The organism is Caballeronia sp. BCC1704 (assembly GCF_902833455.1).
Classification (GTDB): Bacteria; Pseudomonadota; Gammaproteobacteria; order Burkholderiales; family Burkholderiaceae; genus Caballeronia.
In genome coordinates, this window is record NZ_CADFFT010000001.1 from 749,922 (window position 1) to 768,210 (window position 18,289).

19 protein-coding genes are annotated in these 18,289 nt (G+C 64.1%); 8 read left to right on the forward strand and 11 right to left on the reverse strand.

Going from position 1 to position 18,289, the window contains the following annotated elements:
* Positions 1 to 3: 3 nt before the first annotated feature.
* Together HWX53_RS03550 and HWX53_RS03555 are read right to left on the reverse strand one after the other, a co-directional pair.
* A complete protein-coding gene (locus HWX53_RS03550; protein WP_175939456.1) occupies positions 4 to 1,401 on the reverse strand; it encodes an aminopeptidase P N-terminal domain-containing protein in 1,398 nt (465 codons plus the stop codon).
* Positions 1,402 to 1,516: 115 nt separating this feature from the next.
* Positions 1,517 to 2,818, reverse strand: coding sequence for a class I SAM-dependent RNA methyltransferase (locus tag HWX53_RS03555; protein ID WP_175939457.1), 1,302 nt, complete (start codon positions 2,816 to 2,818; stop codon positions 1,517 to 1,519).
* 491 nt (positions 2,819 to 3,309) lie between these two features.
* Between HWX53_RS03555 and HWX53_RS27425 the strand changes: the two genes are divergently transcribed.
* A complete protein-coding gene (locus tag HWX53_RS27425; RefSeq protein WP_208454773.1) occupies positions 3,310 to 3,516 on the forward strand; it encodes a hypothetical protein in 207 nt (68 codons plus the stop codon).
* Between the two features lie 73 nt (positions 3,517 to 3,589).
* Here HWX53_RS27425 and HWX53_RS03565 read toward each other — a convergent pair whose 3' ends face one another.
* From HWX53_RS03565 to HWX53_RS03575, 3 genes are read right to left on the reverse strand one after another with little or no spacing between them, the layout of a single operon-like run.
* Positions 3,590 to 5,032, reverse strand: coding sequence for an NAD(P)(+) transhydrogenase (Re/Si-specific) subunit beta (locus tag HWX53_RS03565; protein WP_175939458.1), 1,443 nt, complete (start codon positions 5,030 to 5,032; stop codon positions 3,590 to 3,592).
* Complete coding sequence (locus tag HWX53_RS03570; RefSeq protein WP_175939459.1) at positions 5,033 to 5,353, reverse strand: NAD(P) transhydrogenase subunit alpha; 321 nt, start codon at positions 5,351 to 5,353, stop codon at positions 5,033 to 5,035.
* Positions 5,354 to 5,366: 13 nt separating this feature from the next.
* Positions 5,367 to 6,512, reverse strand: coding sequence for a Re/Si-specific NAD(P)(+) transhydrogenase subunit alpha (locus tag HWX53_RS03575; protein ID WP_175939460.1), 1,146 nt, complete (start codon positions 6,510 to 6,512; stop codon positions 5,367 to 5,369).
* A gap of 204 nt (positions 6,513 to 6,716) precedes the next feature.
* On the opposite strand from HWX53_RS03575, the gene HWX53_RS03580 reads away from it, so the two are divergent.
* The 4 genes from HWX53_RS03580 (at position 6,717) to HWX53_RS03595 (ending at position 10,361) form a co-directional block, all read left to right on the forward strand.
* Complete coding sequence (locus tag HWX53_RS03580) at positions 6,717 to 7,199, forward strand: NUDIX hydrolase (RefSeq protein WP_175939461.1); 483 nt, start codon at positions 6,717 to 6,719, stop codon at positions 7,197 to 7,199.
* A 31-nt stretch (positions 7,200 to 7,230) separates the two neighbouring features.
* Positions 7,231 to 8,364 carry a tRNA 2-thiouridine(34) synthase MnmA gene (mnmA, locus tag HWX53_RS03585; protein ID WP_175939462.1) on the forward strand — a complete coding sequence of 378 codons (1,134 nt, stop codon included), beginning with the start codon at positions 7,231 to 7,233 and terminating at the stop codon, positions 8,362 to 8,364.
* 153 nt (positions 8,365 to 8,517) lie between these two features.
* On the forward strand, positions 8,518 to 9,075 hold the full coding sequence (locus HWX53_RS03590; RefSeq protein ID WP_175939463.1) for a TetR/AcrR family transcriptional regulator: 558 nt from the start codon (positions 8,518 to 8,520) through the stop codon (positions 9,073 to 9,075).
* 260 nt (positions 9,076 to 9,335) lie between these two features.
* Positions 9,336 to 10,361, forward strand: coding sequence for an alpha/beta hydrolase (locus tag HWX53_RS03595; RefSeq protein ID WP_175939464.1), 1,026 nt, complete (start codon positions 9,336 to 9,338; stop codon positions 10,359 to 10,361).
* Between the two features lie 45 nt (positions 10,362 to 10,406).
* Here HWX53_RS03595 and HWX53_RS03600 read toward each other — a convergent pair whose 3' ends face one another.
* The 5 genes from HWX53_RS03600 to HWX53_RS03620 form a co-directional block, all read right to left on the reverse strand.
* A complete protein-coding gene (locus tag HWX53_RS03600; protein ID WP_244140039.1) occupies positions 10,407 to 11,015 on the reverse strand; it encodes a glutathione S-transferase N-terminal domain-containing protein in 609 nt (202 codons plus the stop codon).
* A 221-nt stretch (positions 11,016 to 11,236) separates the two neighbouring features.
* Entirely contained in the window at positions 11,237 to 11,941 is a 705-nt protein-coding gene (locus HWX53_RS03605) for a PqiC family protein (RefSeq protein WP_175939466.1), read from the reverse strand.
* Positions 11,938 to 13,599 (reverse strand): MlaD family protein, encoded by a 1,662-nt coding sequence (locus HWX53_RS03610; protein WP_175939467.1) that lies wholly within the window; start codon positions 13,597 to 13,599, stop codon positions 11,938 to 11,940. Before HWX53_RS03610 ends, HWX53_RS03605 begins: the two co-directional genes overlap by 4 nt.
* A complete protein-coding gene (locus HWX53_RS03615; protein ID WP_241269867.1) occupies positions 13,592 to 14,272 on the reverse strand; it encodes a paraquat-inducible protein A in 681 nt (226 codons plus the stop codon). Before HWX53_RS03615 ends, HWX53_RS03610 begins: the two co-directional genes overlap by 8 nt.
* Before the next feature lie 5 nt (positions 14,273 to 14,277).
* A complete protein-coding gene (locus HWX53_RS03620; protein ID WP_175939469.1) occupies positions 14,278 to 14,940 on the reverse strand; it encodes a paraquat-inducible protein A in 663 nt (220 codons plus the stop codon).
* A 420-nt stretch (positions 14,941 to 15,360) separates the two neighbouring features.
* Between HWX53_RS03620 and HWX53_RS03625 the strand changes: the two genes are divergently transcribed.
* The 3 genes from HWX53_RS03625 (at position 15,361) to HWX53_RS03635 (ending at position 17,252) form a co-directional block, all read left to right on the forward strand.
* Positions 15,361 to 15,930 (forward strand): cytochrome b, encoded by a 570-nt coding sequence (locus HWX53_RS03625; protein ID WP_175939470.1) that lies wholly within the window; start codon positions 15,361 to 15,363, stop codon positions 15,928 to 15,930.
* A 121-nt stretch (positions 15,931 to 16,051) separates the two neighbouring features.
* Positions 16,052 to 16,615 (forward strand): YceI family protein, encoded by a 564-nt coding sequence (locus HWX53_RS03630; RefSeq protein WP_175939471.1) that lies wholly within the window; start codon positions 16,052 to 16,054, stop codon positions 16,613 to 16,615.
* Positions 16,616 to 16,673: 58 nt separating this feature from the next.
* Entirely contained in the window at positions 16,674 to 17,252 is a 579-nt protein-coding gene (locus tag HWX53_RS03635; protein ID WP_175939472.1) for a YceI family protein, read from the forward strand.
* A gap of 79 nt (positions 17,253 to 17,331) precedes the next feature.
* On the opposite strand, the gene secF is transcribed toward HWX53_RS03635, so the two are convergent.
* Positions 17,332 to 18,282, reverse strand: coding sequence for a protein translocase subunit SecF (secF, locus tag HWX53_RS03640; RefSeq protein WP_175939473.1), 951 nt, complete (start codon positions 18,280 to 18,282; stop codon positions 17,332 to 17,334).
* Positions 18,283 to 18,289: the final 7 nt, after the last annotated feature.

An 18,289-nucleotide genomic window follows, 5' to 3' on the forward strand; every position in this document is an offset into this window, starting at 1 on the left:
GATTCAATGGCTGATGGATTCGCGCATGAGCGCCTCGATTTCGTCGGCGGCGACGGGGACTTCGCGCGTCAGCAGCTCGCAGCCGCCAGGCGTGACGAGCGCGTCGTCTTCGATTCGGATGCCTGTGTTCCAGTAGCGCTCGGGCACGTCCTCGGCGGCGCGCACGTACAGGCCCGGCTCGATGGTCAGCACGTTGCCGGCAACGAGCGTACGCCAGGGACGCGCGCCTTGTTCGTCGCGCGGGCCGTCTGCTTCCCGATACTCGCCCGCGTCGTGCACATCCATGCCGAGCCAGTGGCCGGTGCGGTGCATATAGAAGCGCGCGTAGGCGCGTTCCGCGATGACGTTCTCCACGCCGCCGAACTTCGCTTTATCGAGGATGCCGGTGTCGAGCAGCCCTTGCGACAGCACTTGGAGCGCGGCCTGATGCGGCGCGTCGAAGCTCACGCCGGCGCGCGTCGCGTCGATGGCGGCGGACTGCGCGGCGAGCACGATGTCATAGAGCTCGCGCTGCGCCCGCGAGAAACGGCCGCTTGCCGGAAACGTGCGCGTGATGTCGGAGGCGTAGCCGTCCAGTTCGCATGCGGCGTCGATCAGGACGAGGTCGCCGTCGCGCAGAATCGCATTGCCCGCCGGGTAATGCAGAACGCACGCATTCGCGCCTGTGGCCACGATGGAGCCGTACGCGGGCGCTTGCGCGCCGTGCCGCCGGAAGGTGTAGAGCAGTTCCGCTTCGAGTTCGTATTCGCGCATGCCGGGGCGGCAGGCGTGCATCGCGCGGCGGTGCGCCTCGGCGGAGATGGATGCCGCGCGGCGCATGATCGCGATCTCGTGCGGGTCTTTCACCATCCGCATTTCGTCGATGATCGGCAACAGATGCTGCGCTCGCGTCGGCGCGCGCACGCCGCTGCGGCTTTGCGCGCGCACGGCGTCGAGCCAGCCGCGGACCTTGGCGTCGAGTTCAGCCGACGTGCCGAGCGCGTAAAAGAGCGCGGGCTGATCGGCGAGAAGGCGCGGCATGTGTTCGTCGAGCGCGCCGATGGCAAAGGCGGCATCGAAACCGAACGCCTCGGCGGCAGCTTCCGGGCCGTAGCGAAAGCCTTCCCATGTTTCGCGCTCGGCGTTCTTCTCGCGGCAGAACAGGATAGACGCGGGCTTGCCATCCCGCGCGCTCGCGTTCAGCACGAGCGTCGCCTCGGGTTCGCTGAAGCCCGTCAGGTAATAGAAGTAGCTGTCGTGGCGAAACGGATAGTCCGTGTCGCGATTGCGCATGACTTCCGGCGCGGTCGAGAGCACGGCGAGCCCGCCGCCCTGCGCGCGCAACTGCGCGAGCACGCGCTCGCGGCGGCTGCGGTGAACATCGACGGCGATCGGGCTGACATCTTCGGTAAGTGAGTTCATGCGCCGATTGTAGCGCCGGCCTACAAGCTGCGCGAATAGGCCATTCGGCCTAGTAGTCGCACGTCATGGGACGCGGCATACTCGCTCGAAAGCGGTCGAGCTTCCTGCGCAGCGGCTACTCTTCCGCCCGGTTGCGCACGCTGCCCGCCACGAGGTCGAAGCGGAACAGCCGGCATTCGAGCGCGCCGTTGAACAGCGGTGTCTTCGTCGATTCCCGCAGCCGCAACATGCCGGGCAGCTTGCGGTCGGACGTGAGCACATAGGCGCGCCAGCCGGGGAAGCGTTGCTTGAGCGCGTTGCCGAACGAGACGAAGAACTCGGTGTCGGCGGGATCGGGCTGGGCGCGGGCGAATGCGTCGTCGTCCTCGCGGCGCGAACGAGCCGTATCGCGGATTTCGCCGCGCGGGCCGCGTCCGCGCACTTCGATGCGTTCGCCATACGGCGGATTCGCGACGAGGATGCCGGGCGCGTCGGTGGGCGGCGTCATGTTGCGCGCGTCAACCTGCTTGAGCGAGAGTTCCGGCACGCCGGCGCGGCTCAGGTTCGCGCGCGCCTTGTCGAGCATGTCGCCGGAGATGTCGCTGCCGAAGATGTTGATGTCCTTCGCGTTGCCGCGCGCCGCGCGCTTCGCTTCGATCGCGGCGTTCTTGAGCTTTTGCCACATGCCCGGATGAAACGGCTTCAGCTTCTCGAAGCCGAAGCGTCGCTCGCTGCCCGGCGCGATGTTGAGCGCGGTCTGCGCGGCCTCGGCGAGGAAGGTGCCGCTGCCGCACATCGGATCGAAAAGCGGCGTGCCGGGCGTCCATCCGGTCAGGCGCAGGATGCCGGCGGCGAGATTCTCGCGAAGGGGCGCTGCGCCCTTGTCGAGCCGCCAGCCGCGCTTGAAGAGCGGTTCGCCGGAGGTGTCGAGATAGAGCGTGCACTCGTTCATGGTGAGGAACGCGAACACGCGCACGTCGGGCTGCGCCGTATCGATGCTGGGGCGCGCGCCGCTCAGATCGCGCAGGCGGTCGCACACGGCGTCTTTCACGCGCAGCGTGGTGAATTCGAGGCTTTTGAGCGGCGATTTGATTGCCGTCAGATCGACGCGCATGGTCTGGCTCGGCGTGAACCACTGTTCCCATCGCTGCCGATGCGTCAGTTCGTAAATATCGTGCTCGTTGCGATACGGGCCGTGCGCGATCTTCAGCAACACGCGGCTCGCGATGCGCGAGTGCAGGTTCGCCGCCATGCCCGCGACCCAGCCGCCCCGGATGTGCACGCCGCCCGGCACTTGCGCGCCGACCGTGAGCGGACCGCTTCCCGAGAGCGGCGCGGTGCTGACGTGTCGCTCCCCGATCTCGGCAAGCTCGGCGGCGAGCGGCGCTTCGAGACCGCGCGGGCAGGGGACAAACCAGTCGAAGAGAGGGGAGGACATGTGGGGCGGTTGCGGGGTTCAAAGGCGGTATTGTACGCGGGCGAACTTCGAAAGGCTGTGCGCTGGAATCTGCCACGGCGTCGTTTCGGGGCCGGGCCGGCCAAGCAGATGGCAACGTCTCGTTCTGCTTCGGCACAGACGTCCAGTGAGTGCGGTGGTCGTTCATACGCAACGTATTAGTCCGCCCGAGAAAGACATTTCCCGAGATCCGACAAAGCGACGCGTCTTGCCGTCGGCGTGGTCCAGGCGTTCGAAGAAGTTCATCCGTCGATTGCTTCGGATAGACATACCCTGCCGAACAACGGCGTTCTGGCCTACGTTGCTGCGCCGCTTGCAGAACTCGGCTTAGCCGTTGAGGCCGGGAAAAGCACGCGGACAAGATTCGCGTCCCCGTCTTATATGGAAACAACGGACGGGTCGCCAAGGCATTCGAAGCCGATGCCTATCACGCGGACGAACGGTTCGTTGTCGAGGTCGATGCCGGACGTGGAGTGGCCAACAACCAGTTCCTCAAAGACCTCTTCCAGGCTTGCATGATGGATGACGTCGACTATCTGGCGATTGCGGTCCGGAATGTCTACGTTGCCGCGGGGGTGACGAATCCGGACTTCGACCGCCTCATCACGTTCTTCGATACTCTCTTTGCGAGCAACCGAATGCGGCTTCCTCTAAAGGGTATCTTGATCGTTGGCGATTGAATGGCAAGTGGCACGACTTTACGCGCTCGTCCACGGCTGGCGAACGAGCGCGGTTCGTCTCGATCGCCAAGCCTCACTCCACCGCCTTCATCATCTCTTCGACCACCTTCTTCGCATCCCCGAACACCATCATCGTCTTGTCCATATAGAACAGTTCGTTGTCGAGCCCCGCATAGCCCGCCGCCATCGACCGCTTGTTCACGATGATCGTCCGCGCCTTGTACGCTTCGAGGATAGGCATGCCGGCAATCGGCGATTTCGGGTCCGTCTTCGCAGCCGGGTTCACCACGTCGTTGGCCCCGAGCACGAGCACCACGTCCGTCTGCCCGAATTCGCTGTTGATGTCCTCCATCTCCTGAACCATCTCGTACGGCACCTCGGCTTCAGCGAGCAGCACGTTCATATGCCCCGGCATGCGTCCCGCGACCGGATGAATCGCATACCGCACGTCGATGCCTTTCTCCACGAGCTTGTCCGTCAGCTCCTTCAGCGCATGCTGCGCGCGCGCGACGGCGAGCCCGTAACCCGGCACGATCACCACGCTTTCCGCGTTGCCGAGCATGAACGCGGCGTCGTCGGCAGAACCGGATTTCACCGGCCGCTGCTCCTGCGCACCGCCCGCCGCCGCGCCGCCCGCTTCGCCGCCGAAGCCGCCCAGAATCACGTTGAAGAACGAGCGGTTCATCGCCTTGCACATGATGTACGAGAGAATCGCGCCGGACGAACCGACGAGCGATCCCGCGATGATCAGCATCGGATTGTTGAGCGAAAAGCCGATGCCCGCCGCCGCCCAGCCGGAGTACGAATTGAGCATCGAGACGACCACCGGCATGTCCGCGCCGCCAATCGGAATGATGATGAGCACGCCGAGCGCGAATGCGATCAACGTCATGATGACGAACGGCAGCCACGACTGCGTCACCATGAAGATGATGCCGAAGCCGATCATCGCCACGGCCAGCAGCAGGTTGATCAGATGCTGCCCCGAGTACACCACCGGCGCGCCCTGAAAGAGCCGGAATTTGTACTTGCCCGAGAGCTTGCCGAACGCGATGACCGAGCCCGAAAACGTGATCGCGCCGACGAACGTGCCGATGAACAACTCGACGCGATTGCCGTACGGAATCAGATAGCCCGGCGGCGCGAGTCCGAACGCGGACGGCTCGGCAACCACCGCATACGCGATGCACACGGCCGCGAGACCGATCAGCGAGTGCATCGCCGCGACGAGCTCGGGCATCTTCGTCATCTCGACTTTCGCCGCGATATACGCGCCCGCCGCGCCGCCGATAATCAACGCCGCGAACAGAAGCGACAGCCCGAGCGAGAGATTCGAGCCGAGATCAGCGGCCTGCTTCGTGATGAGCGCGAGCGTCGTGAAAATGGCGATGGCCATGCCCGCCATGCCGAACGTATTGCCGATGCGCGCGGTCTTCGGATTCGACAGGCCCTTGAGCGCCTGAATGAAGCACACCGACGCGATCAGATACAGGAGAGTGACGACGTTCATGCTCATTTACGCGCCCTCCTTGCTGGTCAGCTTCCTCGGTTCCTTCTTCTTGAACATTTCGAGCATGCGCCGCGTGACGAGAAAGCCGCCGAACACGTTCACCGCCGCGAGCAGCACCGCGAGCGCGCCGAAGAACTTGCCTGTGCCGCCGACCGTGAGACCCACCGCGAGCATCGCGCCGACGATCACGATCGCCGAAATCGCGTTCGTGACGGCCATCAGCGGCGTGTGCAGCGCGGGCGTCACGTTCCAGACGACGTGATAGCCGACGTAGATCGCCAGCACGAAGATGATGAGGTTGATCACCGTATGGTTGATGACGTCCATGTTCGTCTCCGTGTCAGGCGGTCGCGCGGGCAAGCTGTCCGTCGCGACACTGGAGCGTGGCCGCGACGATGTCGTCCGCGAGGTCGATGTTGAGCGTGCCTTCCTTCGTCAAGATCAGCTTCAGGAAGTCGAGCAGATTGCGCGCGTAGAGCGCGGAGGCGTCGGCGGCGACCATCGAGGCCAGATTCGTGTGGCCGATGATATGCACGCCATGCTTCGTCACCACCTGATCGACTTCGGTGAGCGGGCAATTGCCGCCTTTTCTGCCTTCGAACTCGGGGCCGCGTCCGGCGGCGAGGTCCACGATCACCGAGCCCGGTTTCATGTGCTTCACCGTTTCCACCGAGATGAGCGTCGGCGCGGGACGGCCGGGAATCAGCGCGGTGGAGATAACGATGTCGGCGGCCTTGGCGCGCTCGTGTACCAGCGCGGATTGCCGCGCGAGCCAGCTCTGCGGCATCGGACGCGCGTAGCCGCCGACGCCTTGCGCCGCCTCGCGTTCCTCGTCGGTCTCGAACGGCACGTCGACGAACTTCGCGCCGAGCGATTCGATCTGCTCCTTCACGGCCGGCCGCACATCCGACGCTTCGACCACGGCGCCGAGGCGCTTCGCCGTCGCGATCGCCTGCAAGCCCGCGACGCCCGCGCCCAGCACGAGCACGCGCGCCGCCTTCACGGTGCCGGCGGCGGTCATGAGCATCGGCATGAATCGCTGGTAGTACTGGCAGGCCATCAGCACGGCCTTGTACCCGGCGATGTTTGCTTGCGACGACAGCACGTCGAGGCTCTGCGCGCGCGTCGTGCGCGGCGCGGCTTCGAGCGCGAACGCGGTGATGTTCGCTGCTGCGAGCCGCGCGGTGTTCTCGGTGTTGAAGGGATCCAGCATGCCGATGAGCACGGCGCCCGGCTTGATCGTCGCGAGTTCATCGGCGGACGGCGACTGCACCTTGAGCACGATGTCGGCTGACAACGCGGTAGCGGCATCGACGATATCCGCGCCCGCTTGCGCAAACGCGTCGTCGATATAGCTTGCCCGCACGCCCGCGCCGCTTTGCACCGAAAGGCGGTGCCCTTGCGCGACGAGCTTTTTGACGGTCTCCGGCGTGGCGGCGACGCGCGCCTCGTTCGCCCGCGTCTCGGCAGGCACTCCGATATGCATGTTGAATCCTCCTGTCTTTTCTTTTCTTGCCCTCGCGCGCGGGAGAGACCAAGGCTGTTTTCGGGTTTCAGATGCTGACGGACGACGTTCTCGACTCTAACTGAAGAATAAGCGCCCAAAATGCGATCCGGGGCGCGATCGCACCCCGCGCTAACCCTTAGGCCGCGCGCGCGTGATCGGACAGGTGACGGTAAAATGTCGGCCATGAAATCAGATACTTGGGCTCCTCACGTTACGGTCGCGGCGGTCGTCGAGCAGGACGGGCGCTTCCTCGTCATCGAGGAACACACGTCCGCAGGGCTGCGAATCAACCAACCGGCCGGTCATCTCGAAGCGGGCGAAACGCTCGTCGAGGCGGTCATTCGCGAGACGCTGGAAGAAACGGCGCATCGCTTCGAGCCGGAGGCGCTCGTCGGCGCGTACATGACGCACTTTCAGCGTCCCGGGCGCGATGTGACGTATCTGCGCTTCACGTTCTGCGGCAAGTCCGCGGGCGAAGTGGCGGGGCGCGCGCTGGACAAAGGCATCGTTCGCGCGATGTGGCTCACGCCCGACGAACTGCGCGCGACGGCCGCGCAGCATCGCACGCCGCTCGTCATGCAGTGCGTGGACGACTATCTGGCCGGGCGGCGCGTGCCACTCGATTTCATCCATACGCATTCGGTCGCGCCGGTGGCGCGCCCCTGACGCGCTCGCGCGCGAACAACGCGGTAATCCTATGAGCAAGCGAAGAGTAGTGGTGGGCATGTCGGGCGGCGTCGATTCGTCGGTGACGGCGTGGCTGCTGAAAGAGCAGGGCTACGACGTGGTCGGCCTGTTCATGAAGAACTGGGAAGACGACGACGACGGCGAATACTGCTCGACACGGCAGGACTGGATCGATGTGGTGTCGGTGGCGGACCTGATCGGCATCGACGTCGAGGCGGTCAACTTCGCCGCCGAATACAAGGACCGCGTGTTCGCCGAATTTCTGCGCGAGTACTCGGCCGGCCGCACTCCGAACCCGGACGTGCTGTGCAACGCCGAGATCAAGTTCAAGGCGTTCCTCGATCACGCGATGTCGCTCGGCGCGGAAACCATCGCGACCGGCCACTACGCCCGCGTGCGCGAACAGAATGGTCTCTTCCAGTTGCTGAAGGCCACCGATTCGACGAAGGACCAGTCGTACTTCCTGCATCGGCTGAATCAGCAGCAGCTTTCGAAGACGCTCTTCCCGCTGGGCGAAATTCCGAAGACGAAGGTGCGGGAAATCGCCGCGCAGATCGGCCTGCCGAACGCGAAGAAGAAGGATTCGACCGGCATCTGCTTCATCGGCGAACGGCCGTTCCGCGACTTCCTGAACCGTTATCTGCCCACGCAACCCGGCCCGATGAAGACGGCTGAAGGGAAAGTCGTCGGCGAGCACATCGGGCTCGCGTTCTATACGTTCGGGCAGCGCAAGGGCATCGGCATCGGCGGCGCGAAGGACGGCAGCGGCGAGCCGTGGTTCGTCGCGGGCAAGGACATGGCGAGCAACACGCTCTATGTCGTGCAGGGCCACGACCATCCGTGGCTTCTATCGCAGACGCTCGTCGCGGGGAACACCAGCTGGGTGGCGGGTTTCGCGCCCGAGGACGGCACCGCGTGCGCGGCGAAGACGCGCTATCGGCAGCAAGACGCCGCGTGCCGCTTCGCCGCTGCTGACGACGGTCATTTCGAATTGAATTTCGACGAAGCGCAGTGGGCGGTGACGCCGGGACAGTCGGCGGTGCTGTATCAGGGCGACGTGTGTCTGGGCGGCGGCATCATTGAGAGCGCGGCGGCGGACGTGGTATCGCACGCGCCGCGCGTCGTAGCGGCGACTGCAAGCTGACGACACGCGCCCCGGAGGCGCGCGCTCCGGGGCGCGCTTCGATGGCCGTTTCCTATCGAGTCGATAAAAAGTCATTTGATACAATCGCTTGACTCTCTACCTATCGATAGATAAAGTGAGGGCATCGACATCGGATGAACGGTGAATCACGCAATGGACAAGAACACGGTACGCGAGGCGCTGCTCGATCACGCGCAGACGGTCATGATGAAGCGCGGCTACAACGGCTTCAGCTATCGGGACTTGTCGGAACTCGTCGGCGTGAAGACGTCGAGCATCCACTATTACTTCCCGACCAAGGAAGATCTCGCGCTCGAAGCCGTGAACGCCTATAGCGCGGACGTCATGTCGTCGGTCTATGCCATCGACAGTTCGGCCTCGGCCGACAAGAAGCTCGACCGCTACACGAAGCTCTTTGGACGCATCATCGGCGACGGAACGCAAGTCTGCCTCTGCGGCATGCTGGCAGCGGACATCGAGTCGCTGCCGGAGAAAGTGCGTCATGCCATTCAGGCGTTTTTTCGCGCCAACGAAAACTGGCTCGCAAAGGTCCTCGCGGAAGGCGAAGCGCAGGACACGCTCGATGCCGGAGGCAAGCCCGAGGCGGCGGCGCGCGCCCTCTATGCCGCATTTCAGGGGAGTCTGCTTGCGTGCCGATTGTTTCAGACGCGGACGCGTCTGGACGAAGTCGCCGCAACTGTGCGGCGGTAGATAACCCTGTGGATAAGTCTGTGAAAAACCCGTTTCCCCTCATGCCTTTCTCTATCGTTCGATAGGTAGATTTTGGCGTTACTCGTTGCTGCATGAAGACAGGGCAACTTCGCGAGCCTTGATTGGCGCGCCCGGCTGTATTGCGCGGATAGCCGCGCTACGCACCTGCACCAGATAAATCACGCAATTCCGTCGATTTATCTATCTAGTGGTAGATAAACATCAAACGTACGTTTCCTTTTTACCGACCGGAGAACACCATGAAAAAGCTGAAAGCCACGTTGATCGCAACCGCCGTCGCCACCGCCGTCCTCTCACATGCCGCAGCCGACGCCGCGCCGGTGCTCGAACCGACGACGCAGCAATTTATCGACACGCTCGCCGCGAAAAACGGCCCGCCGATCTACACGCTTTCCCCGGCCGACGCGCGCAACGTGCTCGCAGGCGCGCAAGCGCAGCCGGTGAAGAAGGAAGCCGCGAAGATCGAAGACCGCGTGATCGAAGCCGGTCCGACAGGCCGGATCGCGTTGCGCATCGTGCGGCCGGCGCACGCGAAGGGCGCGTTGCCGGTCATCGTGTATTTCCACGGCGGCGGCTGGGTGCTCGGCGACAAGAACACGCACGACCGGCTGGTGCGCGAGATCGCGAACGGCGCAGAGGCCGAAGTCGTGTTCGTCGATTACGACCGGTCGCCCGAGACGAAGTATCCGGTGCCTATCGAGGAAGCGTATGCGGCGACGCGCTACGTCGCGGACCACGCCCGCGAGTTCGACGTCGATGCGTCGCGCATGGCGGTGGCCGGCGACAGCGTCGGCGGCAACATGGCTGCGGCCGTGACGCTGCTCGCCAAGGAGCGCGGCGGCCCGGCGCTGCGCGCGCAAGTGCTGTTCTATCCGGTGACGGACGCGAATTTCGACGACGGCTCGTACAACGAGTTCGCGAACGGCCCGTGGCTCACGCGCGATGCGATGAAATGGTTCTGGGACGCCTACGCGCCGAACGCGGCCGATCGCGCGAAGATCACGGCGTCGCCGCTGCGCGCAAGCATCGACGAATTGAAGGGATTGCCGCCGGCGCTCGTCATCACCGACGAAAACGACGTGCTGCGCGACGAAGGCGAAGCCTACGCGCGCAAGCTGACCGAAGCCGGCGTACCGGTGACGTCCGTCCGCTACAACGGCACGATCCACGATTTCGTGATGCTGAACGCGCTCGCCGGGACGCCCGCCACGCGCGCCGCGATCGCGCAGGCCAACGCGACGCTCAAGGCCGCGCTAAAGAAGTAACGCGCGCTTGCTGGCCCGCTCCCGCCGTGCGCGGGAGCGTGGCGCTCAGCGCGGCTCCGTATCGATGAACGATTGCCGTTGCGCGAGCCGCGCGTAGAACTTGTCGAGCGCCGGGTGCGCCTCGCGCCAGTCAAGGTCCGGCATGCGGAAGTCGAGATAGCCGAGCGCGCAGCCGCACGCGATATCGGCGAGCGTGAAGCGGTTCGCCGAGCACCACTGTTTCGTGTCGAGACCACGCGCCATCGCGCGCAGACCGTCCTCGATCTTGTGCCGCTGCCGCGCGATCCACATGTCGCTGCGGTGAGCCTCGTCGCGCAGCACGCCTTCGAGGCGAGTCAGGACGGCCGCGTCGAGCATGCCGTCCGCGAGCGCTTCCCAGCAGCGCACTTCGGTGCGTTCGCGCCGTTCCTGCGGCAGCAGCTTGCCGACTGGCGTGAGCGTATCCACATATTCACAGATCACGCGCGAATCGAACACCGCTTCGCCGCCGTCCAGAATCAGGCACGGCACTTTGCCGAGCGGGTTGAAATCGTGGATCTTCGAATCGGATGCCCAGACATCTTCGAGCACCAGTTCGCAGTCGATCTTCTTTTCCGCCATCACGATCCGCACCTTGCGGACGAATGGACTCGTGTGCGAACCGATCAGTTTCATCATCTATTCTTCGCGTTCGTTTCGGATAAAGCGGAGGTCGATCTTAACCGGGCGCGCCTGCGTCAACCGCATTTTCGAGATGCGGCGCAGGGCGGTGTCGTCTGGCGACAACATGCCGTTGCGGCAAGACGCTCAGTGCTGCTCATCAGCAGAAGAAACGCGGTGCGAAGCACACGGAAACATCGGGTTCCTACGCGTTCGGCGCATGCAACGCGTCAAAGTTACTGGGCACTGGCAGTCGTCGCGCCATCCGACGCGGGGCACGGCAAAACCGGCGCTGGCCGCGCGTTGACCGCCGCCGTTTTGCCCTCCGTGGACGGCGCGGTCGCAACGGCGGGCGGCAGCGCAGCGAGACTTCGCACGCCTGCCGAAATCGCCGTGGCGAGGGCATTCACCGCTTTGCGATGCCCGTCGACCAGCGCGCCGTAGCCGTCGCCGACAGGCTCGTCCGCGACCGTGCGACACGTCATGACCGTCTGCGAACCGGCTGCACGCACGCTCCAGACCGCATCGAGCACGGCCTGCGAGCCCGGCCACGACTCGAACCGTTGCACCTTCACCGTCACGCGATACACCGGCGCGGACTCCGGATACGGCGTGCCGTAGACATCGATCGCATTCAACTGCTGCGACAGATCGCTCGACAGCGCGCGCCGCACTTCGTCGGCGGGAAGCGAGGCCCAGCGTTCCTGTTCCAGCACGCTCACCTGCGCGGGACTCGTCTGCACGACCAGCTGATTGCGCGAAACCTGCTCCGGCATGTCCACCGGCGCGAGCTGGAAATAGAACGCCGCTGCCGACGATGACACCGCAGCCGGTGTCTGCGCCGCGCCGCCCAGGGTATAGAACCGGCTCGACGGCGAGGACGCGCACGCGCACAGCGCGCCCGCCGCGCCCACCGTCAACAACAACGCGCCGAACCTCATGGTTTGTCCTCCGGTTTACCGCGCAACAGCGATTCCGGATGACGTTCCAGATAATCGGCCAGCGCATTGAGCGATTGAAGCGTCCGCGTGAGTTCCTGCATCGCCTGATGCACGTCGGACTGAAGCGGCGAGTCCTGCTGGAGCGTCGATTGCGCCGCGCCGAAGGTCTTCTTCGCCTGCGTGAGCGTGTCGCGCATTTCGGGCATGACTTCCTTGTTGAGTTGGTCGAAGAGCGTATTGGCGTTCTTCAGCGAGCCGTTCAGGTTCGTGCCGATCTGGTCGAACGGAATCTTGTCCAGCTTGCGCGCGATGTCGGCAATCTGCAGTTGCAGCTCGTCGAGCGTGTTCGGCACGGTCGGCAGTTCGATCGGATCGCCCGCCACGTTCACCTTCGCGGGCGCGGCTTTCGGGAAGAAGTCGAGCGCGACGTAAAGCTGGCTCGTCAACAGATTGCCGGTGCGCAACTGTCCGCGCAGGCCGCGCTTGACGAGCAACTCCAGCATGTCGTGGCTCTGCTCCGTTCCCTGTTCGGGCAGCGCGGCTTTCGCGCGGCGGCCGAGCCGGTCCGGATACAGGTCGATGGTGACAGGCATCATGAACGAATGCGTCTGCTGGTCGTATCGCACGCCGATGCCCGTCACCTGCCCGAGCACGATGCCGCGGAAATCCACCGGCGCGCCGACCGACAAGCCGCGCAACGACTGATTGAAGTTCATCACCACATGCACGGGGTCGCCGTCGGGGTCGCGCATCGCATCGGCCTGATCCGAGGCGAGGCGGAAGGTCGCGTTTTCCTTCGCTTGCGCGCCGGCCTGCTGGTTCGGCGGCGTCTGGAACGCGATGCCGCCGAGCACGACAGTCGCGAGCGACTGCGTGTTCAGCGTGAAGCCGCTCGAATCCAGCCGCAGATCGACGCCGCTCGCGTGCCACCAGCGCGAGTTCGTGCCGACGTACTGGTCGTACGGCGCGTTCACGAAAACCTGCATGGTGACGCCGGTGCCGTCCTTGTCGAGCGAAAACGCCGTGACCTGCCCGACCTGCACGCGCCGGTAATACACCGGCGAGCCGATATCCAGCGAGCCGAGCGATTCGCCGTGCAGCGTGAACGTGTGCCCTTTCTGGTCGCCGGTGACGGCAGGCGGCGTCTCCAGACCGACGAAGTAGCTCTGATCCTCGGTCGATTTCCCCGCGTCCGCGCCGATGTACGCGCCGGAAAGCAGCGTGGAAAGACCGGTGACGCCGCTTGCCGCCACGCGCGGCCGCACGACCCAGAAGCGCGTGTCCTTCACGGCGAAATCGGTGGCTTCCTTGGTGAGCTGAACATCGACGAGCACGCGCGAATGATCCTTCGACAACGTGATGGTCTTGACCGTGCCGATGTCCACGTCCTTGAACTTGACCTTGGTCTTGCCGGGCTCCAGGCCCTCGGCGCTCACGAAACTGATGGTCACGGTCGGACCGCGGCTCGACACCGTCTTCACGACCAGAAACACGCCGATCAGCGCCGCGACGATCGGAATGACCCACACGAGCGACGGCAGCCAGCGGCTGCGCGGCTCGATCACCGGCTCGGGCAGTCTCGGCGGCAGGCCGCCGCCGCTCGTTTCCTCGGAAGGCTTCGGAGCATCCGGCCCATTCGGACCTTGGGCACTAGTCATATTTCTTTCCTGACGGTTCTATGTTGTCCCATATCAGACGCGGGTCGAACTGCATGGAGGCGAGCATCGTCAAGACGACGACGGACGCGAACGCGAGCGCGGCCGGCCCCGCTGTGATGACCGCGACCGACTTGAAGCGCACCAGCGCGACAGTGAGCGTCACAACGAAAATATCGAGCATCGACCATCGGCCGATGCCTTCGACGATGCGATAGAGCGTCGTGCGCTGACGGGGACGCCACGTCGAGCGCCGCTGCACGCTCACGAGCAGAAACGCGAGCGACAGCAGCTTCAGCATCGGCACGAGAATGCTCGCCACGAAAATGACAACGGCGAGCGGATAGTCGCCATCGTTCCAGAACAACGCGACGCCGCTCATGATGGTGTCGTCTTCCGCGCCGAGAATCGACGACGTGTGCAGCATCGGATAGACGTTCGCGGGAATGTAGAGGATCGCCGCGCTGATGAGGAGCGCCCACGTTCGCGCGATGCTGTCCGGGTTGCGCCGGTGCACGGCCGCGCCGCAGCGCGTGCAGCGCTGCTTTTCGACCGTGCGCGCGAGCGGCTGCACGAGGCCGCAGGCGTGGCACCCGACGACGCGCTCGCGCGAGGCCGTGGTGAACAACGTGGGCGGTTCGGCGCCGGGCGCGGGCGAGTCGGTGTCGCGCGGAATGTCGGTCACGATTTCTGCCTCGCGGGCGGCGCGACGGCCACGCGCCGCCCGCGCCGGGGAAGCTGCCCCGCGATATCCCAGAGCGAGCGCGGATCGAAACTGACGACGACTGCCACCATCAGCGTGAGCGCGCCGAATGCGAAGAGCGCGGCTTCGGGAATCACGCGCGCGACGCTCAGCATCTTCACGAGCGTGACGAGCACGCCGAGCATGAACACTTCGATCATGCCCCACGGCCGCACGAACTGAATCGCGCGCAAGGTGACGTTGAAACCCGGCGGCACGTAACCGGCGCGCACGGGCATCAGCACGTACAGCAGCGCGATCAGTTCGCAAAGCGGAAACAGGATGGTCGCGCAAAACACGAGCACCGCGACGAATTCCATGTGCTCGCCCCAGAGCGCGATGATCGCGCCGATGAGCGTCGTCTGCGAGGTGATGCCGTTCGCGTCGAGCTCGACGATGGGAAACGCCTGCGCGATGACGAAGGTGATGAGCGCGGCGAGCGTCGTCGCGCAGATGCGGTCGAGGTTGGATGTCATGCCGCGGTAGAGTCGCGCGCCGCAGCGCGGACAGTTCGCGGTGCTATGTTCGGGCAACGCGCGCTTTCTGAAGAGCGCGTCGCATTCGTGACATGCGATCAGTTCTTCTGAATCGTTCACATTCATAGTCGATGCCGGGCCTTCTCATGCGTGTTCGTGGGGCGCCGCAAGATCGGCCCGGGGCAGAAAGAGCAAGTCCCGGGCCAGCGCGCACGGTAGCAGCATGGTATCAAAGACCGATGACGCGCGACGATACGGCAGGCGCCAAGCAAGCGAGACCCCGGCGCGGAATAAACTGGCCGACGGTTCCGTTCACTTCTGGCCGCGCCCGCAGGCATCGACCGTTGCATGCGCAGAATAGTTCGTTGCATGGATGCGGTACATCGCTCGAAAACGGCCGCAAAGCCGCGCCAGTGCTGGCCCGGAGCCTGGCCGGGAAGCCTCGGCGCGTGTGATGGCATTTCGCCGTTGTTCGGGTAGCATGGCGGCGCGTGCATCAGCCAGACGCACCGGACGCACATTACGCATATTCAGGACATCAGCATCATGGAAAGCAGTGTTGGCATCTCGCAAGCCAGTTCGGCCGAGCGATACGGCGCGACGGCGATCGCGTTTCACTGGCTCATCGCGCTCTTGATCGTGGGCGGGTTCTATCTCGGCTGGATCATGACCGACATTCCCGGCTTCACCCCGACCAAGCTCAAGTACTTTTCGTGGCACAAGTGGATTGGCGTGACCGTGTTCGTGCTCGCGGCGCTGCGGCTCGTGTGGCGCATGACGCATCGCGCGCCCGCCATGCCGGCCGGCATGCCGCGCTGGCAGCAGGGCGCGGCGCACGTCACGCATATTCTGCTCTACGTGCTGATGATCGTGATTCCCGCATCGGGCTATCTGTACAGCTCGGCGGCGGGCTTGCAGGTCGTCTATCTCGGCGTGTTGCCGCTGCCGACGATCATCGGGCCGGACAAGGCGCTCAAGGCCACGCTGCGCATCGTCCATGTGGCGCTGAACTACGGCCTGCTGGTGCTCGTCGCCATGCACGTGCTCGCGGCGCTCAAGCATCATTTCGTCGATCGCGACGGCTTGCTCGGCCGCATGCTGCCGTTTATCAAGTAAGCGAGGCGCAACGTCCGATTGTTTCCTCGCCGTTGGCAACGCATGTCCGGCTCGTTGTTGGTTCCCGCATGCTTTTGATTTTCAATACCGGTTGCTCGTCGATACGTCAAAAAAGGCACACATGAAACTGAAACTCAATGGTTGGATGCTGGCGGCGGTGGCCGCGGCATCGCTCGCCACGGCGGCGGGCGCGCAAGCGCAAGTGGACATGGCGAAGAGCTCGGTCATCGCCACGTCCAAGCAAATGAACGTGCCCACCGACGGCAAGTTCAACAAGTTCAACGCGCAGATTTCGTTCGATCCTGCGAAGCCTGCGGCGGGCAGCGCGAACATCACCATCGACACCGGCAGCTACGATCTCGGCGACGACGACTACAACAAGCAGGTGCGCGGCAAGGAATGGTTCGACAGCGCGACGTATCCGACCGCCACGTTCGTTTCGAGCGCCATTGCGCCGGCGGGCGGCAATCAGTACAAGGTCACCGGCAAGATCACGATCAAGGGCAAGTCGCAGACGGTCACGGTGCCCGTCACCATCACGCAGCAGGGCGCGACCGAAACCTTCGATGGCGCGCTGCCGATCAAGCGCACGCAATTCGACGTGGGCACGGGCGAGTGGAAGGACACGTCGGTGGTCGCGGACGATGTCGTCATCAAGTTTCATATCGTCGCCGCGAAGAAGTAAGCGGCGGCCGTTTCGTTCAACAACCTAGATTCAACGCTCATTCAGTCAGGAGAAGCACTTGAACAAGCTTTCGATGATCGCCGCCGGCATGCTCGCAGCCGGCCTGTCCTTCAGCGCGATGGCCGCTGACACGTACCAGCTCGACCCGAACCACACGTATCCGAGCTTCGAGGCGGACCACTTCGGCGGCGTGTCGACGTGGCGCGGCAAGTTCAACAAGAGCAGCGGCACCGTGGTGCTCGACCGCGCGGCGAAGACCGGCACGGTGGACGTGACCATCGACGTAACGTCGATCAACACGGGCAACGCCAAGCTCGACGAGCATCTGCAAAAGCCCGAGTTCTTCGATGCCGCCAAGTACCCGACGGCCGTGTACAAGGGCACGTCGATCAAGTTCGACGGCGACAAGCCGTCTGAAGTGGTCGGCACGCTGACGATGCACGGCGTGACCAAGCCGCTGAACCTGAAGATTGAGAGCTTCAAGTGCTTCGTGAACCCGATGATGAAGAAGGAAGTCTGCGGCACGGAAGCGACGGCGACCTTCGATCGCGGCGACTTCGGCATGGACTACGGCAAGTCGTACGGCTTCAGCTTGAAGACGGTGCTGCATATCCAGGCTGAAGGCGTGAAGCAGTAAGTTTCGGCGCATCGCGCGAGAGAAACGAAAAGGGCCGGTCATCGAGACCGGCCCTTTGCTTTTGCGCTGAAAAGAAGCGTTAAACCTGAGCGCCCGCGTTCGGGTCGTTCGGATCGTACTTGTCCTTCTTGTCCTTGATCAGATCTTCACGCTTGACGCCGAACCACATGGCGAGCGCGGCGGCAACGAACACCGACGAATAGATACCGAACAGAATACCCACGGTCAGCGCGAGCGCGAAGTAGTGCAGCGTCGGACCGCCGAAGAAGAACATCGAGAGCACCATCATTTCGGTACAGCCGTGCGTGATGATGGTCCGCGACATGGTGCTCGTGATCGCGTGGTTGATGACTTCGATCACCGTCATCTTGCGCTGCTTGCGGAACGTCTCGCGAATCCGGTCGAAGATAACGACCGACTCGTTCACCGAATAGCCGAGCACCGCGAGAATCGCCGCCAGCACCGAGAGCGAGAACTCCCACTGGAAGTAGGCGAAGAAGCCGAGAATGATCACCACGTCGTGCAGGTTCGCGATGATGCCCGCCACCGCGTACTTCCACTCGAAGCGGAACGACAGGTAGATCACAATGCCGATCACCACGCACGCGAGCGCGGCGAGCCCGTTGGTGACGAGCTCCTTGCCGACCTGCGGCCCGACGAACTCCACGCGCTGCAAGCTGACTTGCGCGTCGTTCGACTTGAGCGCGCTCATTACCTGATCGCTCTGCTGCGCGGAGGTGAGGCCCTGCTTGAGCGGCAAGCGGATCAGCACGTCGCGCGAGGTGCCGAAGTTCTGCACTTGCGCGTCGCCGTAACCGAGCTTCGCCATGGTGGCGCGCACCGGTTCGAGCGGCACGGCCTGCGGATACTGCACTTCGATGACCGTTCCGCCGGTGAACTCGACCGACAGATGCAGCCCGCGATGCACGAGGAAAAAGACAGCCGCGAGGAACGTGATGAGCGAGATCGCGTTGAAGATCAACGCGCGCTGCATCAGCGGCAAGTCGCGGCGAATGCGGAAGAATTCCATGTTTCGT